Source organism: uncultured Nevskia sp., from assembly GCF_903885465.1.
GTDB lineage: Bacteria > Pseudomonadota > Gammaproteobacteria > Nevskiales > Nevskiaceae > Nevskia.
The window spans coordinates 1-24,657 of sequence record NZ_CAISIQ010000158.1; the positions used below are offsets into that span (position 1 = coordinate 1).

23 protein-coding genes are annotated in these 24,657 nt (G+C 63.7%); 10 read left to right on the plus strand and 13 right to left on the minus strand.

The window, feature by feature from the left end; translation table 11 throughout:
• Both QZY06_RS05820 and QZY06_RS05825 read right to left on the minus strand, forming a co-directional pair.
• On the minus strand, nt 1–755 hold a 755-nt coding region (locus tag QZY06_RS05820), incomplete at its 3' end, for a CocE/NonD family hydrolase (protein ID WP_295681460.1).
• Nucleotides 756–838: 83 nt separating this feature from the next.
• On the minus strand, nt 839–2,935 hold the full coding sequence (locus QZY06_RS05825) for a prolyl oligopeptidase family serine peptidase (protein WP_295681463.1): 2,097 nt from the start codon (nt 2,933–2,935) through the stop codon (nt 839–841).
• Nucleotides 2,936–3,022: 87 nt separating this feature from the next.
• Here QZY06_RS05825 and QZY06_RS05830 point away from each other — a divergent pair, with 87 nt between their 5' ends.
• Complete coding sequence (locus QZY06_RS05830) at nt 3,023–3,373, plus strand: hypothetical protein (RefSeq protein ID WP_295681466.1); 351 nt, start codon at nt 3,023–3,025, stop codon at nt 3,371–3,373.
• 21 nt (nt 3,374–3,394) lie between these two features.
• Here the strand turns inward: QZY06_RS05830 and QZY06_RS05835 are convergent, their stop codons facing one another.
• From QZY06_RS05835 to gshA, 5 genes are all read right to left on the minus strand, one after another.
• Nucleotides 3,395–4,390, minus strand: a complete 996-nt coding sequence (locus QZY06_RS05835) for a PHB depolymerase family esterase (protein WP_295681468.1) — start codon at nt 4,388–4,390, stop codon at nt 3,395–3,397.
• 138 nt (nt 4,391–4,528) lie between these two features.
• Nucleotides 4,529–5,419, minus strand: coding sequence for a DMT family transporter (locus tag QZY06_RS05840; protein WP_295681471.1), 891 nt, complete (start codon nt 5,417–5,419; stop codon nt 4,529–4,531).
• A gap of 59 nt (nt 5,420–5,478) precedes the next feature.
• The gene (locus QZY06_RS05845; protein ID WP_295681474.1) at nt 5,479–6,183 is read right to left on the minus strand and encodes an acetoacetate decarboxylase family protein; all 705 of its coding nucleotides are present in this window, start codon (nt 6,181–6,183) and stop codon (nt 5,479–5,481) included.
• 10 nt (nt 6,184–6,193) lie between these two features.
• On the minus strand, nt 6,194–6,400 hold the full coding sequence (locus tag QZY06_RS05850; RefSeq protein WP_295681476.1) for a hypothetical protein: 207 nt from the start codon (nt 6,398–6,400) through the stop codon (nt 6,194–6,196).
• Nucleotides 6,401–6,429: 29 nt separating this feature from the next.
• Nucleotides 6,430–7,758, minus strand: coding sequence for a glutamate--cysteine ligase (gshA, locus tag QZY06_RS05855; RefSeq protein ID WP_295681479.1), 1,329 nt, complete (start codon nt 7,756–7,758; stop codon nt 6,430–6,432).
• Between the two features lie 210 nt (nt 7,759–7,968).
• Here gshA and QZY06_RS05860 point away from each other — a divergent pair, with 210 nt between their 5' ends.
• Both QZY06_RS05860 and QZY06_RS05865 read left to right on the plus strand, forming a co-directional pair.
• Nucleotides 7,969–8,862 (plus strand): DnaJ C-terminal domain-containing protein, encoded by an 894-nt coding sequence (locus QZY06_RS05860; RefSeq protein WP_295681481.1) that lies wholly within the window; start codon nt 7,969–7,971, stop codon nt 8,860–8,862.
• Nucleotides 8,863–8,981: 119 nt separating this feature from the next.
• A complete protein-coding gene (locus tag QZY06_RS05865) occupies nt 8,982–9,773 on the plus strand; it encodes a peptidoglycan DD-metalloendopeptidase family protein (RefSeq protein ID WP_295681484.1) in 792 nt (263 codons plus the stop codon).
• On the opposite strand, the gene QZY06_RS05870 is transcribed toward QZY06_RS05865, so the two are convergent.
• Complete coding sequence (locus QZY06_RS05870; RefSeq protein WP_295681487.1) at nt 9,770–11,245, minus strand: amidase; 1,476 nt, start codon at nt 11,243–11,245, stop codon at nt 9,770–9,772. The two genes, QZY06_RS05865 and QZY06_RS05870, sit on opposite strands and share 4 nt — an antisense overlap.
• A gap of 324 nt (nt 11,246–11,569) precedes the next feature.
• On the opposite strand from QZY06_RS05870, the gene QZY06_RS05875 reads away from it, so the two are divergent.
• On the plus strand, nt 11,570–12,811 hold the full coding sequence (locus QZY06_RS05875) for a hypothetical protein (protein WP_295681490.1): 1,242 nt from the start codon (nt 11,570–11,572) through the stop codon (nt 12,809–12,811).
• A 70-nt stretch (nt 12,812–12,881) separates the two neighbouring features.
• On the opposite strand, the gene QZY06_RS05880 is transcribed toward QZY06_RS05875, so the two are convergent.
• A complete protein-coding gene (locus tag QZY06_RS05880; RefSeq protein WP_295681493.1) occupies nt 12,882–13,598 on the minus strand; it encodes a Bax inhibitor-1 family protein in 717 nt (238 codons plus the stop codon).
• A 212-nt stretch (nt 13,599–13,810) separates the two neighbouring features.
• On the opposite strand from QZY06_RS05880, the gene QZY06_RS05885 reads away from it, so the two are divergent.
• Both QZY06_RS05885 and QZY06_RS05890 read left to right on the plus strand, forming a co-directional pair.
• Nucleotides 13,811–14,257, plus strand: coding sequence for a GNAT family N-acetyltransferase (locus QZY06_RS05885; RefSeq protein ID WP_295681495.1), 447 nt, complete (start codon nt 13,811–13,813; stop codon nt 14,255–14,257).
• Nucleotides 14,258–14,266: 9 nt separating this feature from the next.
• Nucleotides 14,267–15,433 carry an aminotransferase class V-fold PLP-dependent enzyme gene (locus tag QZY06_RS05890; protein ID WP_295681498.1) on the plus strand — a complete coding sequence of 389 codons (1,167 nt, stop codon included), beginning with the start codon at nt 14,267–14,269 and terminating at the stop codon, nt 15,431–15,433.
• A gap of 48 nt (nt 15,434–15,481) precedes the next feature.
• Here the strand turns inward: QZY06_RS05890 and QZY06_RS05895 are convergent, their stop codons facing one another.
• On the minus strand, nt 15,482–16,102 hold the full coding sequence (locus QZY06_RS05895) for a DUF1134 domain-containing protein (protein WP_367275575.1): 621 nt from the start codon (nt 16,100–16,102) through the stop codon (nt 15,482–15,484).
• A gap of 149 nt (nt 16,103–16,251) precedes the next feature.
• Nucleotides 16,252–16,722 carry a DUF962 domain-containing protein gene (locus QZY06_RS05900; RefSeq protein ID WP_295681504.1) on the minus strand — a complete coding sequence of 157 codons (471 nt, stop codon included), beginning with the start codon at nt 16,720–16,722 and terminating at the stop codon, nt 16,252–16,254.
• A 274-nt stretch (nt 16,723–16,996) separates the two neighbouring features.
• Between QZY06_RS05900 and QZY06_RS05905 the strand changes: the two genes are divergently transcribed.
• The 4 genes from QZY06_RS05905 to QZY06_RS05920 all read left to right on the plus strand — a co-directional run bounded on the left by QZY06_RS05905 (nt 16,997) and on the right by QZY06_RS05920 (nt 22,952).
• On the plus strand, nt 16,997–17,311 hold the full coding sequence (locus QZY06_RS05905; RefSeq protein ID WP_295681507.1) for a rhodanese-like domain-containing protein: 315 nt from the start codon (nt 16,997–16,999) through the stop codon (nt 17,309–17,311).
• A 61-nt stretch (nt 17,312–17,372) separates the two neighbouring features.
• Nucleotides 17,373–18,728 carry a TolC family outer membrane protein gene (locus QZY06_RS05910; protein ID WP_295681510.1) on the plus strand — a complete coding sequence of 452 codons (1,356 nt, stop codon included), beginning with the start codon at nt 17,373–17,375 and terminating at the stop codon, nt 18,726–18,728.
• A 129-nt stretch (nt 18,729–18,857) separates the two neighbouring features.
• Nucleotides 18,858–20,819 carry an OPT family oligopeptide transporter gene (locus QZY06_RS05915; protein WP_295681513.1) on the plus strand — a complete coding sequence of 654 codons (1,962 nt, stop codon included), beginning with the start codon at nt 18,858–18,860 and terminating at the stop codon, nt 20,817–20,819.
• Nucleotides 20,820–20,852: 33 nt separating this feature from the next.
• On the plus strand, nt 20,853–22,952 hold the full coding sequence (locus QZY06_RS05920; protein WP_295681516.1) for a S9 family peptidase: 2,100 nt from the start codon (nt 20,853–20,855) through the stop codon (nt 22,950–22,952).
• A 156-nt stretch (nt 22,953–23,108) separates the two neighbouring features.
• On the opposite strand, the gene QZY06_RS05925 is transcribed toward QZY06_RS05920, so the two are convergent.
• Nucleotides 23,109–23,891, minus strand: a complete 783-nt coding sequence (locus QZY06_RS05925) for a polysaccharide lyase family 7 protein (RefSeq protein ID WP_295681519.1) — start codon at nt 23,889–23,891, stop codon at nt 23,109–23,111.
• Nucleotides 23,892–24,280: 389 nt separating this feature from the next.
• A partial coding sequence (locus QZY06_RS05930; protein WP_295681522.1) for a helicase HerA-like domain-containing protein occupies nt 24,281–24,657 on the minus strand: 377 nt, incomplete at its 5' end.

Sequence of the window (24,657 nt, forward strand, 5' to 3'; positions counted from 1 at the left end):
AGGCCATCGAAGCCCAGCTTCACGCCATCACCAGGCAGCAGGCCGTACAGCAGATTGTTCCAGGTGCCGTTCGGCACGATGGTATCGATGCGCGGATCAAGCGCGGCCAGCGTCATCTGGTAGCCGCCACCGTAGCTGTAGCCGATGGTGCCGACCTTCAGATCGCGATCGATGCCGGTGCCGGTCTCGGTCTGGAAGTTGAACGCCGCGGCGTTGTCGTAAGCCCAGTCGAGGATGCGCCGCAGATCCTGGATTTCCAGTGCCGGATCGATGATCCGCGCCTTGGTGTTGGCAGCGGATTCGCCGTGGCCGCGTTGATCGACGCTGATCACCGCATAGCCATGGCGCGGCAAGGCCTGGGTCAGGGCATCGATCGACGGAAAGTGCGGGTCATTGGTCGGCAGGCTGCCGGTCGCCGCCAACGTGCGCAGCCGCTTGCCGCCGTAGCCGTGGCTGTGCAGCACCAGCGGATAACCGACGCCCGGGCAACGCTCGGGCAGCAGCACGGTGAAGTAGATCGTCGAGGTCGGCGTCGGGTTGGTCGAAGCATCGGAATCCGACGGGCTGTTGACGACCAGCGAACGATCGAAGGCGCCGGCCGGCAATGGATTGCTGCACTCGACGACTGGCGGCGGAGTGCCGGGATCGACAGAGTTGCCATCGGGATCCGTTGCTGACGAACCCTTGTTGTCGCAGGCAGACAGCAACAGCCCCGCCATCAGGCCTGGCAACAGCGCCCGCATCCGCTTGTTCATGACCGACTCCTCACTCGCACTTGTTCTGGTTGTGCCGGCGAGTGTAGGGAATTTGTCTTCGAAGTTGCTGCTGTTCCGTGTGGCTAGCGCAGCTGCTTCCAGAAGAAGCTATAGGCCAGCGCATTCATGTAGGCCTGCTGCTGGTTGTTTGCTGCGCCGCCGTGGCCGCCTTCGATGTTTTCGTAGTACAGGAAATCATGGCCCTGTTCGGCCATGCGGGCGGCCATCTTGCGGGCGTGGCCGGGGTGCACGCGGTCATCGCGGGTCGAGGTGGTGAACAGCACTCTCGGGTACTTCGCGTCCTTCTTGAGGTTCTGGTACGGCGAGTATTTCGAGATCCAGGCCCATTCCTCGGGAACGTCGGGATTGCCGTATTCGCCCATCCACGAAGCGCCAGCCAGCAGCTGGTTGTAGCGGCGCATGTCGAGCAGCGGCACCTGGCAGACCACCGCGCCGAACAGGTCCGGACGCTGAGTCAGCATCACGCCCATCAGCAGGCCCCCGTTGGAGCCGCCCTGGATGCCGAGATGCTTCGGGCTGGTCAGCTTGCGGCGGCGAAGGTCTTCGGCGATGGCGATGAAATCGTCATAGGCGCGCTGGCGATTCGCCTTCAGCGCCGCCTGATGCCAGGCCGGGCCGAACTCGCCACCGCCACGGATATTGGCCAGCACGTAGACGCCGCCGCGCTCCAGCCAGGCCGCGCCCATGCCGGCGCCATAGCCCGGCTGCATCGACACTTCGAAACCGCCGTAGCCGTAGAGCAAGGTGGGATTGCTGCCGTCGAGCTTGAGGCCCTTCTTCGACACCTGGAAATACGGCACGAGGGTGCCGTCCTTCGACTTCACCTCGTGCTGGCTGATCTCCAGTCCTTTGGCATCGAAGTAGCTGGGTAGCGACTTCAGATGTTCGCTGCCCGGCTTGCCGAGCGTGCCGTAGTGGAGGCTGGTCGGGGTCAGGAAATCGGTGATGGTCAACCAGTAGTCATTGGACTCGTCATCGTCGATAGCCGACACGCCCAGTGCACCGAAGGCCGGCGCGTCGATCGCGGTACGCGTCCACTGGCCATCAACCTGCTTCAGCTCGTAGAGCTTGCTGCGGACGTTGTCGAGTTCGTTGACGATCAGCGCGGACTTGAGCTTGGCGAGGCCGCTTAGCGATTTGCGTGGCCCCGGCGTGTACAGGCTGGCGAACACGCGCTTGCCGCCGAGAAAATCGGCGAGACCGATGACCAGCAACGAACCACCGGGATAGGTCTTGCCACCGATCGCCCAATCGCTGCGCAGTTCGACGGTCAGCTGGTCCTGCCAGAGGCCGACTTGGGCGTCGTCCGGCACGTCCAGACGCTTGAATTCACCGTCGACCCGCAGCCAGCTTTCGCCGCTGTAAAAGGTCGTCGCGCGGCGCATCAGCTCGTGATGATGGCCGCCGGAATCGACGACCATGGCGCCGCTCGCCACGTCTTCCTTGGCGCCTTCGAACACCTGCACCGCATCGGCCAGCGGCGTGCCGCGCTTCCATTCGCGAACGATGCGCGGATAGCCGCTGTCGGTCAGCGAGCCAGCACCGAAATCAGTGGCGACGAACACCCGGTCGCGATCGGCCCAGACCACATCGGACTTCGCTTCCGGCAGCTGGAAACCATCGGCAACAAAGCTCTTTTTGTTGATATCGAACTCGCGGATCACCACGGCATCGCCGCCGCCGCGGGACAGGCTGAGCAGGCAGCGGTCGTTATCCGGATGCACGCAGGACGCGCCCTTCCAGACCCAATTCTCTTTTTCGGTGGCGGCCAGCGCATCGAGATCGAGCACCGTTTCCCAGGCCGGTTCCGGCTTGCGGTATTCGGCCAGGCTGGTGCGCCGCCAGACGCCGCGCACCTGCTTCGCGTCGCGCCAGAAGTTGTAGTAATGCGCACCGATCTTGGTGACGAACGGGATGCGCGTGTTCGAGTCGTAGATCTTCAGCAGCCGCTCGTGGATGGGCTTGAAATCGGCCGAGGCTTCCAGCTCTTTCTGCGAGACCGCATTGCGGGCGCGGACCCAGTCCAGCGCCTGATCGCCATCAACGTTTTCCAGCCACAGATAAGGATCGTCGCCTGCCGTTTCCGCCGCGGCGCTGGCGGTGATGCCGCTACCGAACAAGGTCAAAGCCATCACCGCTCCTGTCAGCCACTGATTCATTCGATCGACTCCAGCCCGCAACGGGCCTGCGGGCTATATCGCCAAGGAGTCTGACGCTAAGCTCGCCTAAACGTTCCGGAAGCGCCCATGAACCGCTGTGCTTGCCTGTCAGTCCTGATGATGGTTTTCGTGCTGGGCGCCTGCCAGCGTGAGGTGCCGCCACCGCCCGCTGCGGCGGCGGAAATACCGGAACCGGCGCCGGACGCCAGCTTCTGCGCGGATGAGGCCGATGGCGATTACCTCAACCCGAAAAGCTGCCGCAGCCTGGTGATCTGCCGCAGCCAGCAGATGGCCGAACTGCGCATCTGCCCGAAAGGCGAGGTGATCAACGGCCTGTCGGAACAGCGGCCTTTGCGCTGCCTGCCGTTGGCGGAATCCGGCCTGAACGCCGATTGCTCGTTCAAGCCGGTGCCGTTGTCGGACGTGCTGCCCGAATAGCCCGATGAATCGCGCCGACCCTCAGCGCCGGTAAGCGCTGACGAAACTCCAGATCACGCCGGTGGCCTTGAGGTCTTGGCTGGTGACGTACTGCGCGCCGGTCAGGCCGCCGGACCAGGCGTGACCGCCGCCAGTGATCGTGTACAGCCGGTTCTCGAGCGTGCCGCCATTGCAGCCGGTGTAGCGCGTCAGCTGCACCGTGGTGCCATCGGCGGCGCGGTCCGGAAGCGCGCTGGCCAGGACGCCGCCGCAGGCCTGCTTGCTGCTCCAGTAAGCCATCGTCGACAGCGCCGACTTCATGTTGAAGTAGCCGTCGTAAGGAACGATGGTGTCGGCGGTGCCCAGCAGATAAGCCTTGGCGCGAGGCTTGGTCGGCGCGCAGACATTGGCCAGGCCGGTGCGCAGGGTCGCGGCATTGATGCCGAACGCGGCGATTTTGTCCGACAGCTCGCAGGCCAGCCGCTCGGCCATGAAAGCGCCGTTCGAATAGCCAGCGGCATAGACACGGCTGGCATCGACACCTTGAGTGACCAGCGTATCGATCAGCGCCGAGATGAATAGCGTGTCGTCCTTGTTGCTGGTGCTCGGATCATCCTTCCAGGTGCCGCCGATCGCGGCCGGCAGCACGGCCCAGAAACCCTGGGTCTGCACGTAGTCGGCCACCTCAGTCAGGTTCGCCATGTTCTCCGGCGTCACGCCGTTGGCGTGGAGCAGCAGCAGCACCGGTGCGCCCGCCGGAGCCGGGTTCGGCCGCACGATGACGTAGCGGCGGCTGACGCCAGCCACCTTGATCGTTGCCCCGATGGCCGTGGTGTTCGACGTGGTCTGCACATAGCTGCCGTTGAGCACCGTCCAGGTCCGCTTCAGGACGCTGCTGAGGGTCTGGAAACCGCTGACCGGATCGATGCTGCCGGTGACGGTCGCCGTCTTGGCAACGGCTGCAGTGGCATTCCATGACAGTGACAGCAGCAGCGCCGCAGCGCCGCGAACGAACCAGGATGAGTAGTATTTATTCACGACTTGCTCTTCAGTTGTGGAGAGATTTCGTGAAGACCTTGCGACCGCTTGCCGAGCCTTCGCAATCGAGGCGCGATGGGCGGCGCGGGCCCAACGACAGCCGCTTAAATCATTGAAAAGTGCGCCAAATATGCGTCGCTAGCGCAGCACTACCAGCGCAACACCGAGCATCGCCAGTGCGATTCCGGCGTACTGCCGAGGCCGCACGCGTTCGTGCAGGAACAGCACCGCGAACAGCACGATGAAGACGGCCGCCGTTTCGTTGAGCACCGCCGATACCGAAGCGTTCGTGTACTTGTACCCGGCCAGCCACAGCAGCATCGACAGATAGCTGCCGGCAACCGAACCGGCGATCACCTGCGGCCAGTGACGCACGCTGCGGAACTCGGCGATCACCGCCGGCCCGTTGCGTCGCCAGGCCACGATCAGCGCCATGCCGATCAAGCCACCGATCAGGCGCAGCCAGACCACCCAGAGGAAATCGTGCAGCGCCAGCATCGGCTTGGCGATGACAATCCCGACTGCCATCAGCAGTACCGACAGCACACCGATCGCAGTGCCGACTCTCAGGCTGCGGGTATCGATCGCGCTACGCGTCGGATCGCGGCTCCAGGTCACCAGCACGACGCCGAGCAGCACCAGCGAAGCACCCAGCCATTGCGGCCCACGCAGATGCTCGCCGAGGAACAGCGCCGACAGGCCGATCACGAACGGCGAATACAGGGTCTGCGCCACCGCCATGCGGCTAGCGCCGATCTGGTTCAGCGCGCGCAGGTAATAGCTATCGCCGAGGCAGATGCCGAGCCAGCCAGACAGCAGGATCAGCAGCAACGATAAAGGCGGCAACGCCGGCACGGCGGGCGACACGAACAGCACAGTCAGGCCAAGCAGGCTCGCCGCCAGCGTGTTCTTGAACAGGTTCAGCGCGAACGGGCTCAAGGATTCGCCGGCCTTCTTGAACAGCACGACGGCGATCGCCCAGACCAGCGCGCAGCTCAGGGAATAGAACTCGCCGATGCCGAGGTTCATCGTCTGGTTACGGCATTCATGCGGGGGAAACCTGCGGCCGCCAGCAAACGGCCGCTATCTCAGGCCGGCGTCACTACCGACACCGGAAAGCCCATCGTGAAGCGCGCCACCTTGACGCAGGCCACGACCTTGCCTTGGCTCAAGTCCGGGAACAGCGTGCTGTCGAACGACCAGTCCAGCAGCTTCGCGAACTGCAATTTTCCGCTCGCCGAAGGCGCGTAGACGAACTGCTGACCACCGTGAAGCTGCGCGAGTTGCAGCAGGGCATTCGGCACCATCGCGGTCGAGAACGGCCACTTCAGCTTGCCGGGCTTGAAGGTGAAGCTGGCGAAGGTCTTGCCATCGAGGCTGGTATCGAAGCGATCGATGCCATCGACGCCGTAGCGGTAATCGAAGCTGGCCACGTCCTTCGGAATACCCCAGTTACGGCGTCCGTTGACCACCGATTCCATGCTCGACACATAGATGCGGGTGATCGACTGGTAGTTTTTTGTCCTGGGCCCACCCTTGAACGGAAACTTGCCCGGGATGTACAGCAGCTCCCGGTACGGGCCGACGGCCGAATCCTCGTAATCGACCAGCATTACCGTCGCGTACTTGCCGCTGCGCTTGCCGCGCAGTTCCGGCGGCACGTGGCGCGGATCGTCCAGCACCGAGGCCGGGAGCTTGACCATCAGGATGTAGCCGCTGCCGGTCAGCGACCACGGCGCAGGCGCCAGCGGTAAGGTCGGCAGGTCGGAATCGGGGGTCAGCAGGATGGACATGGAGCGGGGTTCAGTTTGAGTTGCGCGGGCCGCCGCCGAGCAACCGCGCCGGCAACATCAGCACGGCACGCAGCAACGCGAACAGCCCTTCGAAAGTGATGCCGATCAGCCGGAACGGCAGCGCGATCAGCCAGAACAGCGGATACAGAACCAGCGCCAGCAGCGCGAGCGGCCAGCACAACACGAACAGCAGCAGCCAGAGCAGCAGCTTGATCATCGGATCAAAGCCTCCAGCTCGGTAAGGCTTCAGGCCGCGACTTCGGCAACGCTCGGCTCGCGCATCTGGGCGTTGGCCGTTTCCCGTGCCGCTGCCACCAAGGCCAGGCGAGCGACTACGCCGTAAGCGTAGAAGCGGTTCGGCGAGGCATCCGGGTTCTGCGCGGTGTCGGGACAGTTGCACGGATCCGCAAATGCCAATGGCTGGAAGCTGGCACCTGGCGCGTTGAGATTTTCGATGTTCGAACGGCCGCCGTGCACGCGGTAGAAGCCGCCGACCACGTGGCGATCGATCATGTAGACCACCGGCTCGGCAGTGGCCTGCTCGTCACCCCAGCGCTCGAAGGTGTAGACGCCTTCCTGGATGATCGCGCCGGTGACTTCGTTGCCTTCCTTAGCCGAAGCCATCTTTTTGCGCGCGTCGCGATTCATGTTGCGAATCTCGTCGGCGCTGCGCACCGTCATCACGCCCATGCCGTAAGTGCCGGCATCAGCCTTGACGATCACGAACGGCTCGTCCTTGACGCCGTACTCGCGGTACTTCTCGGCGATGTCTTCGAGCAGCAATTCGACGTTCGAGGCCAGGCAGTCCTCGCCTTCGCGGGTCTTGAAATTGATCTGGCCGCAGTTGCGGAACAGCGGATCGACCCACCAGGGATCGATGCCGAGCAGCTTGCCGAACTCGGCCGCCACTTCGCGGTAGATGCCGAAGTGCTGGGTCTTCAGACGCGTGTTCCAGCCCACGCCGAGCGGCGGAATCACCGGCTGGGCGATCTGGTCGAGAATCGGCGGCCGGCCGGCCGACAGGTCGTTGTTGAGCACCACGACGCAGGGCCGGAAATCGCCGACATAGACGTGATCGCCGTCGCGGTGGATCGGCTCCAGGTGCAGGGTGCGGCCGGAATCCAGCGTGATGGTCTCCGGTTCGTTCAAATCGCTGCGCAGCGAGCCAAGACGCACCGTGTAGCCGGCCTTCTGGATCAGCCCCTGCAAGGTGGCGACATTTTCCAGATAGAAGCGATTACGGGTGTGGTTCTCCGGGACCAGCAGCACGTCGCAAGCCGTGGACATCACCCGATCGAGCGCCGACTGGATCGCCTGCACGCACAGCGATTCAAACGCCGGATTCAGATTGTTGAAGCCGCCGGGAAACAGATTGGTATCGACCGGCGCCAGCTTGAAGCCGGCGTTGCGCAGATCCACCGAACAATAGAACGGCGGCGGCGTCACCGCCCACTGATTGCGGAACCAGCGCTCGATCTCGGCCGCGCGTTCCAGCAGCAGGCTTTCGAAGCGCAATAGCGGCGCCGTCTGGGCGGTGGTCAGATTGGGTACGGCGTGGTGCGAGAGCGAAGGCATGACGGCATCTGCCGGCTGGCGCGAGGGTGCGCGCGGGAGACGTAGCGTAACCGATCGTTAACATCGTCCAGACGTCCAATCCTTCACTTCGCGCGGCGGCCGCGAGCGCCGCCGCCATGGCCGGCCTCTTGAACGATCGGCGCTCGCCCCCAAGCCATTGAGCGACGCCTTCACAGGTTGTCGACGCCCCGCCGCCGCTTTCGGAAAACGATGGAATACAAGGATTACTACAAGATTCTGGGCGTGCCGCGTACCGCCAGCGAAGCCGAGATCAAGCGCGCCTATCGCAAGCTGGCGCGCGAGTTCCATCCGGACCGCAATCAGGCCAAGGACGCCGAGGATCGCTTCAAGGCCGCCAACGAAGCCAACGAAGTGCTCGGCGACCCGAAAAAGCGCGCCGCCTATGATCAGCTCGGTCCCAACTGGCAGAACGGTCAGCGCTTCACGCCGCCGCCCGGCTGGGGCGGTGGTGGCCGTGGCGGCATGGGTGGCGGCGCCGGCGGTGGCGATTTCTCAGACTTCTTCTCGACGCTGTTCGGCGGCGCCGGTGGCGCGGGCGGCGGCTTCGATCAGGGCGGCGGCGGCTTCGGCGGGCCACCGCGCGATCAGCAGGCTTCGCTGTCGATCGCGCTGGAAGATTCCTACAGCGGCGCCACTCGCAATATATCCATCGGCAATCGCAACCTGAACGTCCGCATTCCGAAGGGCGTGGCCTCCGGCCAGACCATTCGCCTGCCCGGCCAGGCACCGCGCGGCGGCGACCTGCTGCTGGAAGTGACCTTCTCGCCGCATCCGCTGTTCAAGCCGGAGGGTCGTGATCTGCACATGAGCCTCAACGTGGCGCCCTGGGAAGCCGCGCTCGGCAAGGCGGTGCCAGTGCAGACGCTGGGCGGCACCGTCGAGTTGAACCTGCCACCGGGCACGTTGTCTGGACGACGCCTGCGCCTGAAAGGACGCGGCCTGCCCGGCAGTCCGGACGGCGATCAGTTCGTCACCATCCAGGTGCAGACACCGGCACCGGAAACGGATGCCCAGCGACAGATTTACGAGCAGATGCAGGCGCAATTCCCGAACTTCGACCCTCGTACACGGAGCACATCGTGAAAATCGGGGGCGACTTGCGGCGCGCTACGCGGCACAATGACGGTTTGCCGTTGCCAGCTCCGGGTTTAGCCCGCGCAGCGCTCGGCAATGACAGGGTTTATGGACGGGGCCTGAGCACGATGGCACGCGACACCTTCAGCAAGTTACTGGCGACGACGCCGGCCGCGAGCCCGCTCTCGTTCGCGCTGAACACGAAGCGCTGCCTGCCGCTGATCCTGGGCCCCAGCCCGGACGCCCTGGAAGGCACCGACCCGGCCGATGCCGCCGCGTTCCATCGCTGGATCCTGCGCAAGCTGCGCGCCGCCAACGCCGATTTCGCTGCTGGCGGCTACGGTGAGGATCGCGCGCTGTACCGGATGAGCGATCTCTACGGCACCGGTTCGGAAGAACCGCGCACCGTGCATCTCGGTGTCGATCTGTGGATTTCCGCTGGCACCGTGGTGCACGCGGTGCTGCCGGGCGTCGTTCATTCAACGCGCGACAACAAGGAGTTCGGCGACTACGGCCCGACCCTGATCCTCGAACACGAGCTGCAGGGCATCCGCTTCCACACGCTGTACGGGCATCTGTCGCGTCAGTCGCTGCAGTTGTCGCCGCGTGGCCGCAAGGTCGGCATCGGCGAACCGCTGGGCTGGCTCGGTCAGCCGCACGAGAACGTCGGCTGGGCGCCGCATCTGCACTTCCAGATCATCCGCGAACTCGATGGCCGCGAAGGCGACTATCCGGGCGTCTGCCGCGCATCGGAAAAGGCCACCTGGATGGCCCGCTGCCCGGACCCGAACCTGCTGCTGCGCATCGATGCGCTGAAGAAGCCGGTGCGCCGACCGAGAGTCGCAGCCGTCGCGCCGAAGCCAGTGGCCGAAGCGCCGAAGCGCTCGCGCCGCGCCTCGTCCGGTGTCAGCAGGACCTAGATCACAGCCCGCCGCCCTGCCCAGGGCTGCGCCTGCTCGAGCTGTGATGCCAGCCTGATCAGCAAACCTTCGCCGCCGGTGGCGGCAACGAACTGCACGCCCAGGGGCATGCCATCGGCGAAGCTCGCCAGCGGCACCGACATGCTCGGCGTGAAGGTCAGGTTCGACAGCTGCGTGAACGGCACCCGGCCCAGGCTCTTGGCGGCGATCTTGTCGACCACGCCGCTGTCCAGCAGGCGCCGAGCAAGGCCGAGCTTGAGCACCGCGCGCAGGCCGATTCTTTCCGCCAGTGGCGTGTCCTGCGCGCCGATGCCTGCCGCCGGTTGCGCCACGGTGGGCGTCAGATACAGATCGAAGCGGCTGTGGAAGCGGCCCATCGCCCGCAGGAAATCGTTCCAGCGCTGACGGCTGGCCACGTATTCGCCAGCAGTCAGGCTGCGACCGAATGCGGCCAACGCGCGGGTATCGAGTTCGAACGCGCTTTCGTTCGCACCGCTCAGTTCGCAGGCGTGATCGACGGTCGCCGCGGTCTGGCCGTAGTACATGGTCAGATAGCAGCGTGCCAGCGCTTCGCCATCGATCTCGGGCGAAGCTTCCTCGACGTGATGGCCGAGGCTTTCCAGCAGCTTTGCCGTCTCATGCACGGCGCGCACGCAGTCGAGATCGACCGGCTGGTTGATTGGCGATGCAGTCGAAAAGCCGATCCGCAGCCGCCCCGGATCGCGGCCGACTTCCTCGGCATACGGCCGCTCCGGCGCGGCAATGCGGAACGGGCTGCCCTGGTCGGCACCGTGAATGGCGTCGAGCATCCGTGCCGAATCACGCACCGTGTGGCTCAGCACGTGCTCGCTGGACGCGCCTTCCCAGAACTCGTCGTGACTCGGCCCCGGCGGCACCCGACCACGGCCGGGGCGGAGACCGAACAGGCCGCAGTACGAAGCCGGGATGCGGATCGAGCCGCCGCCATCGGAAGCACTGGCCACCGGCACGATGCCGGCCGCGACCGCCGCAGCCGCGCCGCCGGACGAACCGCCGGGCGTGCGCGACAGATTCCAGGGATTGCGCGTGGCGCCGAACAGCAGGGATTCGGTACAGCCCTTCAGCGCCAGTTCTGGCGTGGTGGTCTTGCCGAAGCTGACCAGGCCGGCGCGCTCGAAGCGCAGCACGATTTCGGAACTGACGTCGGGACGCCAATCCTTCAGCACGCGGCTGCCAGCGCTGGTCGGCACGCCGGCCACGTTCTGGGCGATGTCCTTGATCAGGAACGGCACGCCGGCAAACGGACCACTGAGCGGACCGTTGGCGCGTTGCCGTGCCGCGTCGATCATCGGCGCGCAGAAGGCGTTGATCTTCGGATTGACCTCATCGAGCCGGGCGAGCGCGGCATCGAGGAGTTCCACAGCGCTGATCTCGCGCCTGGCAACCAGCTCGGCGAGGCCGGTGGCGTCATGCGCCGGATATTCCTTGAACATGATGGGAAGAAAGTGGTTGTGCGATCAGCGGAAGATGAAGTGGGCGGCACCACACATGCACAAACCGGCCCACAGGAAGTCGAGCTTCAGCGGCTTGTCGCCGAGCGTCTCCAGGCGTGCAGGAGAAGGGGTCAGATCAAGAAAGAAAACAGAGCGGCGTCGACAGCGTCGACAAAGTGCACAAAACGCATTCTACGGGGATTGATTCCAAGCCCCGCGGCCCGACGGACGGCGGTTATACCCTTATAACAAGTGGCAGACCGAGTCGGTAAACTTCCGCCTCCATTGGCTGCTAACCACTTGAGGGCAATACCTTTGACAACCGTGAACCGTCTGGTCCTGTCGGCGGCTTTAGCGTTGGTACTTGCCGCCTGCGGTGGCGGTGGTGGCACGGATGACGGAGGAGGTGGCAGCACGACTGGCGGCACAACTGGCACCACCACCGGCGGGACGACCGGTGGCGGAACGACCGGTGGCGGCACCAGCGGCGGCGGCACTACTACGGGTGGCAGTAGCACGGGCGGCGGCACGCCGAGCCCCACGTCATGCCAGAACGACTTCACGCCCGACCGGGTCGCCGCTGGCGAGAACTGCGATCCGGCGCTGAATCGCGCCAAGTTCTGCCCGCTGGTTTCCGGTCTGGATCTGCTGACCAGCCGCACCACGGTCATTCCCTGCGATGGCGTGGAAGTCACCTCGAACAGCGCGTCCGGCGGTGGCTTCACTACCCAGTACCTGGCGATCCGGCCGGCCGGAGGTGGTACGCCGTCGGCGATCTACATGGCGCTGCACTATCTGAATGCCAACACCAGCTACTACGCGAATCTGATCCGGATGAGCGAGCTGGCCAAGGCGCGCAACGTTCTGGTGCTGGTCCCGCAGGCGCCGGGTGACGGCGGCCTGCTGACGCTTCCACTGCTGGGCCTGCCTTCGCCGAACACCGGACTGCTGTCGCGCTGGCCGACCATGGTCAACCAGGCCGTCGAGAATAATCTGCAGTTGCTGGACGGCGTGGTGGCCGATGCCCGCAACCGCTTCAGCGCGAGCGGCGCACCGCTGTATGTGTCGGGATTGTCGAACGGCACGCCGATGGCCTACTTCTACGCCTGCGGCCGTGCCGATCAGGTCGAAGCCGTGCTTGCGGTGGCCGGCACCCAGACCGCTGAAGCGGCAGCGACCTGCCGCCCCAACCGGCCGGTGGGCCTGGTCATCGTTCATGGCACGTCCGATCCGATCGTTCCTTACAACGGTTTGCTCAACCTGACTCGCGCCGTTCCCGAGAACTACGCGGATTTCAAGACCTTCGACCAGTGCACCGGCAGTGATCGCATGGCGACGCTGATCAATGGCGACGCGACCATCCGGTTCAATTACGCGACCAGCTGCGCTGGCGGGCGGAGAGTCGTGCTTGCCACGGCCGTCGGCAACGGTCACAACTGGCCGGGCGATGACGCCAGCGTACTGCCCGACACGGCATTGAATGTCGGCCTGTTCGGCCCCGCGCTGGATGGCATCGACGCCACCATTCAAGGCTTCGATCTACTGCGTTACACAGCTGGCAATTGAACTAGGTCAGTAGCACCGGACATGAAAAACCCCGCGATCAACGCGGGGTTTTTCTTTGCAGCGCCGTGGATCAATCGTCGCCGGCAGCAAAGCCGAGCAGCTGCAGCAGGCTGACGAACAGGTTGTAGATCGCCACGTACAGGCTGATCGTCGCCAGGATGTAGTTGGTTTCCACACCGTGGATGATGTCCGAGGTCTGCGACAGGATCATGCCGCACATCAGCAGCGCGAACATCGCCGAGATGGCCAGCGCCAGAGGCTGGAAGTAGAAGCCGAACATCGATGCCACCAGCAGGCCGATCGACATCACGAAGGCCAGCATCACGCCGCCGTAGACGAAGCCGCGCATGAAGCTGAAATCGCGGCCGGACTTCACCGCGTAGGCCGACAGGCCGACGAAGATCGAACCCGTCAGGCCGAAGGCCATCATGACGATCTGCGAACCATTGGCGAAACGGCCGATGTAGCTGTTGATCACCGGGCCAAGTCCGAAGCCGAGCAGGCCGGTGACCAGGAACACCACCCAGATGCCGTTTGCCGAGTTTGCCGTGCGCGGCACCACGAACCAGAGCAGACCCAGCGAGACCAGCGAGCAGATCATACCGGCACCGCGCGGCGCGCCGATCGCCATCGAGACGCCGGCCATCAGCGCCGAGAACAGCAAGGTCGCCGACAGCAGCAGGTAGGTATTGCGCAGCACCGAATTGGTGCTCAGCGCGCTGCTGCCACCGCGTGACGCAGTGCTTCCGGCAACCGGAACACTGCGGAATGGATTGGGCGTACTCATCAGGTCTTGCTCCTTGTAAACAAAAGGTAAATTGGCACTCGAGCCACGCCAACGTGGACCGATCATAGCAGCCGGGAGTTCCCGTCCAGCAGCCAGACGGTGAAGCTGTCGATGCTGGCGATCACGCGTTCCGGCGACGGAATTTGCAGCGCATCCGACATGCCCCCAGACTGCCCGACCCGCTGCCAAGCCCACTGTCGCGAGTCCGGCCCATGACGCAGATCATCGAGATCACCGATTCCGCAGGCCGCATCGTCGCCGGCGAGTGGCTGCCGCAGGCCGAGGCGGTGCATCGACAGCTGCGGCCGCAGTTGATGCCGGACTACCTCGGCCAGATGCAGCGCGTGTTCGCGGGCGGCGCGCAGATGCTGGTCGCCGTCGAGAACGGCCAGGTGCTCGGCCTGACGGTCTGGCGCATTCTCGAAAAGACCTTTTCGCGCAGCGAGCTGTATATCGATGATCTGGTCACCGATGCCGGCCACCGCTCGAGCGGTGTCGGCAAGGCTCTGCTCGCCTGGTGCGAAGCGAAGGCACGCGATGTCGGCTGCACCCAGCTGACCCTGGACTCCGGCACGCCGCGTCTGAAAGCGCACAAGTTCTATTTCCGCGAGGGCCTGCAGATCACCTCGTTCCATTTCGTAAAAACGCTGGATGGATAGAGGCTAGTGATGAACCATTCCTGGAAGCTGCACTTCTCGCGATTCCTGACCGCGCGGCCTTCACGCCTGCACGTGGCTGCCCACAGCCATCATCCCTGGCCCGATGTCAGCTTCGACGCTCAGATGCAGGCCTGGCTCGATGCCGCCGAGCTGGTCGACGACAAGTGGCAGCGCGTATTCAACACGGTGATTCCAGCGGCGCAGGCGCATGTCGCGACCATCCTGCATCTGCCGGACCCGTCGACGATCTGCTTTGCCGGCAACACGCATGAACTGTTCATGCGGGCGATCTCGTCGATCGAGCGCCAGCCGATCCGGGTACTGACTACCGACGGTGAGTTCCACAGCTTCAACCGGCAGATGCAGCGCTTTGATGAAGCCGGCAAGGCAGTTGTCGAGCGGGTGCCGGTGGAACCGTTCGCGACCTTTGCCGAACGCTTCGCGCAGGCCGCCGCCCGCGGCGGTCACGACCTCGTCTACTTTAGCCAGTGCTTCTACAACAGCGGCTGGCTGGTGCACGAGATGGCACCGATCGTCAGCGCGGTCCGTGATCCGGAAACCCTGGTGATCATCGACGGCTATCACGGCTACATGGCCGTGCACACCGATCTGTCGGCGATCGCCCATCGCGCGTTCTATCTCAGTGGCGGCTACAAGTACGCAATGTCCGGTGAAGGCAACAGCTTCATGCACTGTCCGCCGAACTACGCGCTGCGCCCGGTCAATACCGGCTGGTTCGCCGGCTTTGCCGAGTTGTCGACCGGCCCGGTGCAGGTCGGCTACGCCGATGGTGGCCTGCGGATGATGGGTGCCACTTACGATCCCACCGCGCTGTACCGGCTCAATGCGGTGATGGACTGGCTACACGCGCAGAAGCTGACGCCAGCCCGCATCCACGCCAGAGTCGCCGCCTTGCAGGATCAGTTTCTCGATGGCCTCGACAAGCTGTCGCTGCCGCTGTTGAACAGCAAGCTGCTGATTCCGGCTCGCGGCCAGCCGCGCGGCAATTTCCTGTGCTTTCGCACGCCGCAGGCCGGCGCCCTGCAGGCACAGCTGAAAGCAGCCGAGGTGATCTGCGATTACCGCGACGATCGTCTGCGCATCGGCTTCGGCGTCTATCACGACGAAAGCGACATCAGCGAACTGCTCCGGCGCATCGCGATCACGCTCGCCTGAACGACAACGGCCGCCCGAAGGCGGCCGTCTCTACGAGCCATTCCAGCTTCAGAACGGGTTGAGGCGCTTCTCGCGGGTGTAGGCGAGATAGCCGATGTTGGCACCGGCGCGCAGGCCAACACCGGTACGGATCGGCGCCAGGGTGATGTCGCCAGCGCGCTGGTAATTCAAGCCGATGCCGGCAACTACATAGAGGCTGCCGTCGACGCCAGGAAAGCGCTGGTAGAGATCCTTGGTCCAGTGCAGGTTGTAGACCAGCGTGAACACCTTCGAAGCGTTGCCGCCGATGTCCCAGCCCACGGACGGCCCCTGCCAGTAGACCTTGGTCGAGCCACCGCCCTTGTAGACCAGATTGCCTTCGCCATACCGCAGGCCAACGACGAACGCGCCGGAGCCTTCGCTGCCGATGATGTAAGCCACCGGGCGACCCAGTTCCGAAAACGCTTTCTCGATCGCCTTGGCGAGACCGCTGGTGGTGCCGCCGAAGAATTTCTCGGCAGCCGCCACGGTTTCCTCTTCGGAAAAAGTTTCCTGCGGCACGTCACCGCCGGCACTGCCCTGCTCGATCGCAGGCTCGGCAGGCGGCTCTTCGGCCTGCAGGCTCGCGGGCGTGGCAAGCCCCAGGGTCATCGCAAAGGAACAGGCCAGCAGCGCAAGTTTACGAAGCATCATGGTTCATCACCTTCTTCTTTTGGTTCTATCCGGCATACGCTCAGACCGCAGATGGTCGCACGCGTTCGCGCTGCTCGAGCAACGGAGCTTGAGAATAACCGCGGTGCCTGAACGCAGCCTGAGCGAGCCGCGAGCGGACAGACGAATCAGCGTCGATCGGACGACGTCAGCGGCAAATCAGCACGGCGGTAGACGTCAGCCAGCAGCCACAGCGGGCCGATCATCAGGAACTGCACGTCCTTGAAGAACGAGGGCTTCTTGCCTTCCACCCGATGGCCGATGAACTGGCCGATCCAGGCCAGCACGAAGATTGTCGCCATCAGCGGCAGATGCCAGCCGCCGAGCGCGGCGTAACTGATCTGAACCAGCGTCAGCACGATGGCGATCACCGGCACCAGCCCCAGCATCAACCGCCAGGACAGCAGCGAGTAATAGACCAAGGTCAGCATGCCGGCCACGGTTGCCGCGTTGATCAGCGCATCGCCACCGGGAATCGCGCGCAGGAAGCCGAACACCGTCAGCACGATCGGCGGCACGCAGAGCCAGTGCAGGCGCTTGTTGACCGGATTGCGATGACTGTCGCTGTATTCGGCAAGCCAGATGTGGATCGACTTCATGGAGTTGGCCCAGATATCAAAACGTGGATGACCACAGGATATTCCGACCGCGAGCGGTCGGCGCGGTCGACGACGATTGACACCTTGCTCGGGCAGGCCGCGAAACAGATCGACATCGCGCGGTCTAGGCCGGCGCACTGCGCTTGGAACCGCTTTCGGAACAGACTTCGTAAAGCTAGGCAAAGCTGAACGGAAACCCCGGAAATTCAGCCCGGACAAGGCTTTTCTGCGTGCTAGGCTGCGGCCTTCACAGTCCGTAGACACCGTCACCACGATGCGCAATCTCGACCCCGAACAGTTCCAGGCGCTGATCGCGCGAGCTGACGCCGTGCTGCTCGACGTGCGACTGCCCGAGGAAATCGAGATTGCCGCCTTGCCCGGCGCAGTCAATATTCCGCTGGCCGAACTCGGTGCCCGAATGAGCGAATTAAACCCTGAGGCGCCGATCGCCGTCTTATGCCATCACGGTGTCCGCAGCGAGATGGCGGGGCGTCTGCTGGAGCGCAACGGTTTTGCCGATGTATCGCATCTAACAGGCGGCATCGACGTCTGGTCGCGCGTCATCGACACCCGCATTCCCCGTTATTGAATCTCGCTGAAATGGCCCCGCGCCCGTAAGACCCCCATCGAACCCAGGAAGATTCATGTTCATGCGCCGTCCCCTTGCCCGCGCCCTGCTGGCGTCCTTGTCCCTGACGCCCACCCTCGTCCCGGCGAACGATCTGCTGGAAACCTATCGCAAGGCACTCGATCAGGACACGACACTGGCCGCGGCCCGATTCCAGCGCGATGCTTCGGTGGAAGCCAAGCCGCAGGCACTGTCGGCTTTCCTGCCGCAGTTGACGGCTCAGGCCGGGCGCTCGCTGGAGCGCACCAAGATCGATACCGGCGGCGATGCGATCCAGACTGATCCCACCCAGAATGTCCGGCCCAGCGCCTATTTCAACCGCGCCGATCAGTACCAGGTGTCGCTGTCGCAGACCATCTGGAGCTTCGAAGCCTGGCGGCTGCTGAAGCAATCCGATTCCCAGGTCGCGCTTGCTGAAGCAACCTACCGTGATGCCCAGCAGGCCTTGATCCTGCGCGTTGCCCAGGCCTATTTCAACGTGCTGGCAGCGGGCGATGCGGTACGCACCAACACCGCCGAGCGCGACGCCAACGAGCGCCAGTTGCTGCAGGCGAAGAAGCGTTTCGAAGTCGGCCTCGCCGCGATCACCGACGTGCAAGAAGCGCAAGCCGCCTACGACGCCAGCGTGGCGACGCTGATCGGCGCCGAGCGCACGCAATCCAACGCCCGGCGCGCGCTGGCCGAAATCACCAACGGCTATGCCGAAACGGCCGAAGGCCTGATCGAGGAAATTCCGCTGCCGAGCCCGGACCCGGTCAGCGTCGATGACTGGCTGAAGGTCGCACGCGATCAGAACTACGCCGTACAGATCGCGGAACTCAACACCGCCGTGGCCGAGAAGGCCGTCGGCGTGGCCTATGCGCGCCACTATCCGACGCTGAATCTGACCGGCACTTACGGCTCGAATACCAATTCGTCGGATTTCCAGACCAATGCCGATCGCGGCACCGTTGGCGTCAACGTCAGTCTGCCGATCTTCAGCGGCGGCCTGACCCAGTCGCAGGTTCGCCAGGCTGCGGCCAGCTTCCATCAGAGCCAGTCACAGCTCGAAGGCTCCAGGCGTTCGATCGAACGCCAGACCCGCGACGCCTATCAGGGCGTGATCTCCGGCATCGCCTCGGTGCGCGCCAACATGCAGGCGGTGAAGTCGAATCAGACGGCGCTGGAATCGAGCCAGGTCGGCCTGCAGGTCGGCACCCGGACCGAGGTCGACGTGCTGAACACGCTGCGCAATCTGTATATCGCCCAGCGCACCTTCTATCAGAGCCGCTACGACTATCTGATCAGCGTACTGACTCTGAAACAGCAGGCCGGACGGCTGACCGAGACCGATCTCGCCGACATCGATCGCATGCTGCTGGTGAAGCCGGCGCCTTGATGGCGAAGGTTTCTGGCGGCCCGTTAAGCCAGCTCTGAACCCGGATTTGCTCATGTCACAATCGGCCATCCTCCCGACGGCCGAAGCTTGGTATGCGGCCGTTGGTCTAAGCCCTATCCAGAGAACTCCATGAGCGCATCTGCCTCACCTCCTGCCGTGCCGCAGCTGACGGTTCGCGCCGTCGTGCTGTCGGTGATCCTGGCGATGATCCTCGCCGCGGCGAACGCCTATCTCGGCCTGTTCGCCGGCCTGACCATCGCCACCGCCATTCCTGCCGCCGTGGTGTCGATGGCGGTGCTCCGAGTGCTCGGCGGCGGCACCATCCTCGAAAACAACATCGTCCAGACCGGCGCTTCGGCCGGCTCGTCGATCGCCGCCGGCGTGATCTTCACGATTCCGGCGCTGATCATCCTCGGCTACTGGCAGGACTTCCGTTACTCCTGGGTGCTGGCGATCGCGGGCCTCGGCGGCCTGCTCGGCGTGCTGTTTTCGGTGCCACTGCGGCGGACGATGATCGTCGAAGAACCGCTCGCTTTCCCGGAAGGCAAGGCGGCTGCCGAAGTGCTGAAGGCCGGTGACAATCCCGGCCCCGGCGTGCGAACCCTGGCCTTCTCCGGTGCGCTCGGAGCGATCATCAAGCTCGCCGCCGCCAGCGGCCTGAAGATCATTCCCGATGCCGCGATCGGTGCCACCTTCATCGGCAAGTTTTTCGCATTCATGGGCGCCAACCTGTCGCCGGCGCTGCTCGGCGTCGGCTACATCGTCGGCCTCAATGTCGGCATCGTCGTGGTCGGCGGCAGCATCCTCAGCTGGCAGATCGCGATTCCGATCTACCATGCGTTCTTCCTAGATACCGATCCGGTACTGGCCACCAAGATCGCCGGCGCCAGCGCCGAAGACCTGGGCTACGCGATCTGGTCGGCGAAGATCCGCTACCTCGGCGTCGGCGCCATGTTGACCGGTGGCATCTGGACCTTGTTCTCGCTACGCAAATCTCTGGCCTCCGGCATCAAGAGCGGCCTCGCCGCCGCCCGCAAGAACACCGCCGGCACGGTGATCGCCGAAACCGATCGCGACCTGCCAATGAAGTGGATGCTGATCGCGCTGGTGCTGTTCACCATTCCGCTGGCGCTGCTCTATCAGGCGATCGTCCACGATTGGCTGGTGAGCATTCCGATGACCCTGATCATGATCGTCGCCGGCTTCCTGTTCGTGTCGGTGTCCGGCTACCTCGCGGGGCTCGTTGGTTCGTCGAACAACCCGGTGTCCGGCATCACCATCGCGACGATCCTGTTCGCTTCCCTGGTTCTGATTCTGCTGCTCGGCCGCGATTCACCGATCGGCGCCGTCGCCGCGATCATGATCGGCGCCGTGGTTTGCTGCGCGGCTTCGGTCGGCGGCGATAACCTGCAGGATCTGAAGGCCGGTTATCTGGTGGGCGCCACGCCCTGGAAGCAGCAGTTGATGCTCGGCATCGGCGCCTTTTCCTGTGCGCTGGTGATGGCGCCGGTGCTGAATCTGCTCGCCGCCGCCTACGGCATCGGCGCACCGACGCCGGAACATCCGAACGCGCTTGCAGCCCCGCAGGCGAACCTGATGGCCTCGGTAGCCAAGGGTATGTTCGGCGGCGAACTGCCGTGGAACTTCATCGCCATCGGTGCGCTGATTGGTGCCGTGATCGTCGCGCTCGATGAAACACTGAAAGCGCGCGGCTCACACTTCCGCGTGCCGGTGCTCGGTGCCGCGATCGGCATCTATCTGCCGCTGGAACTGATGGTGCCGATCTTTCTCGGTGGTCTGCTCGCGCATCTGGTCGAGCGCTTCCACAAGGTCGACGCCCAGGACGAAGAGGCGCGCGATCGCATCCATCGCCCCGGCACGCTGTTCTCGGCCGGCCTGATCACCGGCGAAGCGCTGATGGGGATCCTGATTGCGATCCCGATCGTGGTCTCCGGCAAGGGCGACATCCTGGCGCTGCCAGCACAATTCCAGTTCGGCCAGTTCGTCGGCCTGGTTGTGCTCGCCGTGACCGCCTGGCTGCTGTATCGCGCGGCCACCCGGCCTGAGCCATCCGCGCCGCTCTCGCGTTGATCGTCTGCGCCCACTCCCTATTCGGAACCCGCTATGTCCAAGCCCCTCATTTCTCGTCTGGCGCTCGCCGCCACCTTGAGCCTCACCACCCTGATGACCACGCCAATCGCTCTCGCTGCACCCGCCATCACCCCGTTCAATGCCGATGCGCTGGTGCGCCTAGAACGAGTCTCCGATCCCCGCGTTTCGCCGGACGGCCGCAGCATCGCCTATACCTTGCGGACCACCGATTACGAGGCCAACAAGGGCGTTCAATCGATCTGGCTGCACGATCTGGAATCCGGCACCACACGCAAGCTGACCGCCGGCACCGGCTCCTCGCATACGCCACGCTGGGCCAATGACGGCGCGCTGTATTTCCTGTCGACCCGCAGCGGCTCGCAGCAGGTCTGGAAGCTCGATCTCGCCGCTGGTGGTGAAGCGCAACCCGTCACCGAATTGCCGCTGGATGTCAGCGCCTTCGTGCTCGCGCCGACTGGTAACCGCATCGCCATCAGCGTCGACAGCTTCCCGGATCTCGGTGCCGATCTCGCCGCGACCAAAAAGCGTTTCGACGAACGCGCAGCGCAGAAGAACACCGGCGAGCTGTACGAAAAGCTGTTCATCCGCCATTGGGATACCTGGAAGGACGGCACCCGCGCCCAGCTTTTCTCGTACGCACTCGACGCCCAAGGCGCGGTGACCGGCAATCCGGCCTGGCTCAGCGCCGGCATCGATGGCGACGTGCCGAGCAAGCCCTTTGGCGGCGACGAGGAAATCACCTTCACGCCCGACGGCAAATCGGTGATCTATGGCGCCCGCATCGCCGGCGTCAGCGAATCCTGGAGCACCAACTTCGATCTGTATCGCGTGCCGGCCGATGGCTCCGCGAAGGCGGAAAACCTGACTGCCGACAACCTGGGCATGGACACCGGCCCGGTGGTGTCGCCGGACGGCAAGTTGCTGGCCTACTGCGCGATGAAGCGCCCGGGCTTCGAGGCCGATCGCCTTGCGATCATGGTTCGCGATATCGGCAAGGATGGAAAAGTCGGCCCGGCGCGTGAGATCGCGCCGAAGTGGGACCGCTCCGCCGGCAGCCTCCAGTTCTCGCCGGATGGCCGCAAGCTCTACACCGCGGCCGACGACCTGGGCAACCACAAGCTGTTCTCGGTCGAGATTGCCAGTGGCAAGGTCAAGGCACTGACCGGTGACGGCCATGTCGATGGTTTTGCGCTCGCTCGTGATTCGCTGATCTTCGCGATGAATACGCTGAAAAGCCCGAACCAGCTGTACAAGATCAAGCTGTCCGGCAGCGCGCCGCTGGCGCTCACCGATCACAATGCCAAGACCTTGGCCAGCCTCGGCTTCGGCGATTACGAGCAGTTCAGTTTCAAGGGCTGGAACGACGACACCGTGTATGGCTATGTGGTCAAGCCGGTCGGCTACGAGAAAGGCAAGAAGTACCCGATCGCCTTCATCATCCATGGCGGCCCGCAAGGCAGCATGAGTAACGACTTTCACTACCGCTGGAATCCGCAGACCTACGCAGGCGCCGGCTTCGCGGCAGTGTTCATCGACTTCCACGGCTCCACCGGCTACGGGCAGGCGTTCACCGACGCCATCTCCGGCCACTGGGGCGACCGCCCGCTGGAAGACCTGCAGAAAGGCTATGCCGCAGCACTCGCCAAGTACGACTTCCTCGACGCCAGCCGTGCCGTTGCCCTCGGCGCCAGCTACGGCGGCTACATGATCAACTGGATCGCCGGCAACTGGTCATCGCCGTGGAAAGCCCTGGTCAACCACGACGGCGTGTTCGACAACCGTTCGATGGCCTATTCCACCGAAGAACTCTGGTTCGACGAATGGGAGAACCTCGGCACGCAGTACGAAAAGCCGGCGAACTACGAACAGTTCAACCCGGTGAACCACGTCGCCAAATGGACCGTGCCGATGCTGGTGGTTCAGGGCGGCAAGGACTACCGGATTCCAGTCGAGCAGGGCATCGCGACCTTTACGGCCCTGCAGCGCCGTGGGATACCGAGCCAGCTACTGCATTTCCCGGACGAGAATCATTGGGTGCTGAAGCCGCAGAACAGCGTGCAGTGGCACAACGCGGTGCTAGCTTGGATCAAGCGGTGGACGACAGCGGAGTGATCAAATGGAGGGCGGGATAGCCGATATGCGTATCCCGCCTTCGGGTCGAGTCTGTTTCAGCCCCAGATTCCGGATAATTGCCTGTTGCATTGCCAGCTGTTCGCCGAAAGCGCTATCAATGAGGCGCTTAGCGGCGTCAGCGCTTGGCAATGCCACTCAGTGTTGAAGTTGCAGACTTGAAAAAGCCACTTTTGTCGCATCCCCCGACGCGTTGCCCGTGGTGGGCGCGGAGCTATAGGCTCCCGCCTTGAAGTAGACCGGGACCTTGTTCCAAGAAGAACTTGTAACCCGGTTTATCGTGTTGCGATTGACAGTGACTGAAGCCGTGGAACCGATCCATTGAATCTGGTAATCGATACGATCGCCCAGTTTCACATCGCTCGCCACCACATAAATCGTCACTGACGAACTGCCCGGCTTGGCATGGAATTTAGCTTCGACGGTCTTCTTGGCAGCGTTGTAGTACAACAGCATCATCATGGAATCCAGACCGTGTATCTGTCCGATGATCGCCTTGCCGGATTTTTTAGCGACTTTGTCGACATGACAACTAGCAGTCATGGTGCCGCCGATGGCGTTGGTCCATTCGGTGGGACCGGACACGCGATAAAGCTCGCGCAGTTCTGATCGGGTGTGGTCGGAGCCAGAATCCGGACTTGTATCGGCACCGTTGGAAGGCGAGTAAAACACCATTGCCCCATCAGTGTCGGAATAGAAGTATGACGACGTGTAACCAGGCGATCCGTTGAGCCGCTGATTCTCGATCGTCGCGGCTTTGCCGCTAGCCTTCCCCTTGCTATCGACCGGAAGTGTCAACTTGAAATTCGACAGATCAATCAACACATTAGGCGGCGTGGATGTCCGCGATGCTGCGGCAGCAGACAGGCTAAAAAGAACGGCCAGCATAGCGACGGGGTAGCTGGCAACTCGCAAGGTCATGATCGAGACTCGATGATTGGATAAAAGGGGGTAGCGGTGATAGTCCCTGACTTGCCCGCCTGTATGGATCGCTAAGTTTTCGTGATTGAACAGTTGGCCATGCCTGGGAACGACCGCTCGTGAGAGCGACCGCAGCTGAGTCATGAAGTTTGGAAATCCAGCAGGCTTTATAACGCCCTTATTCGCCGAATTTCACATATCCCGCACATAGCTTACATGCTTGCCAAAGCATACGGCGTGCCATTCCTAGCGAACAAGCTAGCTAAAACGCAACAAACCAGCGGCCGTCAGATTTACTTGACTGCAATCGGGCATCTATCTGACATCTCGTCGATAAAACACCGGGGCTCTCTTTCAGACCCAAGCGCTCGTTCGGCGCTCCTGAACACTCAACGCCGCCGGCCGGTACCACCCGTCAGCGAACCAAGCAGCCCGCGCAACAGCTGTCGCCCCACTTCGCGACCCACCTGCGAGCCGACGCTGCGGACCACGCTTTTTGCTGCAGTCTCGAATACCGTTTCGCGATTCGAAGGCCGTGCGGTGGGTCGTGTGGCTGGCGTTGGTGCAGGTGCGGCGCTTCCGGAATCCCACCAACCTCCACCACCTTGTGGGGCCGATGGAGCCGCCGCAGACGCCTGATCAGCTGCCGCCGGCGCTGCTCGCGCCGCGAGCTTTTCGTAGGCGGACTCCCGATCCACCGCGGTGTCGTACTTGCCGCCGACCGGGCTGCGTGAGCGGACCATCTTGCGTTCGTCCGCCGTGATCG

What these genes read in the sequence shown, in the direction of transcription:
- QZY06_RS05880 (WP_295681493.1), bottom strand. Translation starts at nt 13,598, where the DNA reads ATGAGTACGCCCAATCCATTCCGCAGTGTTCCGGTTGCCGGAAGCACT.
- QZY06_RS05900 (WP_295681504.1), bottom strand. Translation starts at nt 16,722, where the DNA reads ATGAAGTCGATCCACATCTGGCTTGCCGAATACAGCGACAGTCATCGC.
- QZY06_RS05830 (WP_295681466.1), top strand. Translation starts at nt 3,023, where the DNA reads ATGAACCGCTGTGCTTGCCTGTCAGTCCTGATGATGGTTTTCGTGCTG.
- QZY06_RS05885 (WP_295681495.1), top strand. Translation starts at nt 13,811, where the DNA reads ATGACGCAGATCATCGAGATCACCGATTCCGCAGGCCGCATCGTCGCC.
- QZY06_RS05910 (WP_295681510.1), top strand. Translation starts at nt 17,373, where the DNA reads ATGCGCCGTCCCCTTGCCCGCGCCCTGCTGGCGTCCTTGTCCCTGACG.
- QZY06_RS05840 (WP_295681471.1), bottom strand. Translation starts at nt 5,419, where the DNA reads ATGAACCTCGGCATCGGCGAGTTCTATTCCCTGAGCTGCGCGCTGGTC.
- QZY06_RS05860 (WP_295681481.1), top strand. Translation starts at nt 7,969, where the DNA reads ATGGAATACAAGGATTACTACAAGATTCTGGGCGTGCCGCGTACCGCC.
- QZY06_RS05890 (WP_295681498.1), top strand. Translation starts at nt 14,267, where the DNA reads ATGAACCATTCCTGGAAGCTGCACTTCTCGCGATTCCTGACCGCGCGG.
- QZY06_RS05920 (WP_295681516.1), top strand. Translation starts at nt 20,853, where the DNA reads ATGTCCAAGCCCCTCATTTCTCGTCTGGCGCTCGCCGCCACCTTGAGC.
- QZY06_RS05905 (WP_295681507.1), top strand. Translation starts at nt 16,997, where the DNA reads ATGCGCAATCTCGACCCCGAACAGTTCCAGGCGCTGATCGCGCGAGCT.
- gshA (WP_295681479.1), bottom strand. Translation starts at nt 7,758, where the DNA reads ATGCCTTCGCTCTCGCACCACGCCGTACCCAATCTGACCACCGCCCAG.
- QZY06_RS05865 (WP_295681484.1), top strand. Translation starts at nt 8,982, where the DNA reads ATGGCACGCGACACCTTCAGCAAGTTACTGGCGACGACGCCGGCCGCG.
- QZY06_RS05850 (WP_295681476.1), bottom strand. Translation starts at nt 6,400, where the DNA reads ATGATCAAGCTGCTGCTCTGGCTGCTGCTGTTCGTGTTGTGCTGGCCG.
- QZY06_RS05895 (WP_367275575.1), bottom strand. Translation starts at nt 16,102, where the DNA reads ATGCTTCGTAAACTTGCGCTGCTGGCCTGTTCCTTTGCGATGACCCTG.
- QZY06_RS05825 (WP_295681463.1), bottom strand. Translation starts at nt 2,935, where the DNA reads ATGAATCAGTGGCTGACAGGAGCGGTGATGGCTTTGACCTTGTTCGGT.
- QZY06_RS05915 (WP_295681513.1), top strand. Translation starts at nt 18,858, where the DNA reads ATGAGCGCATCTGCCTCACCTCCTGCCGTGCCGCAGCTGACGGTTCGC.
- QZY06_RS05925 (WP_295681519.1), bottom strand. Translation starts at nt 23,891, where the DNA reads ATGACCTTGCGAGTTGCCAGCTACCCCGTCGCTATGCTGGCCGTTCTT.
- QZY06_RS05870 (WP_295681487.1), bottom strand. Translation starts at nt 11,245, where the DNA reads ATGTTCAAGGAATATCCGGCGCATGACGCCACCGGCCTCGCCGAGCTG.
- QZY06_RS05845 (WP_295681474.1), bottom strand. Translation starts at nt 6,183, where the DNA reads ATGTCCATCCTGCTGACCCCCGATTCCGACCTGCCGACCTTACCGCTG.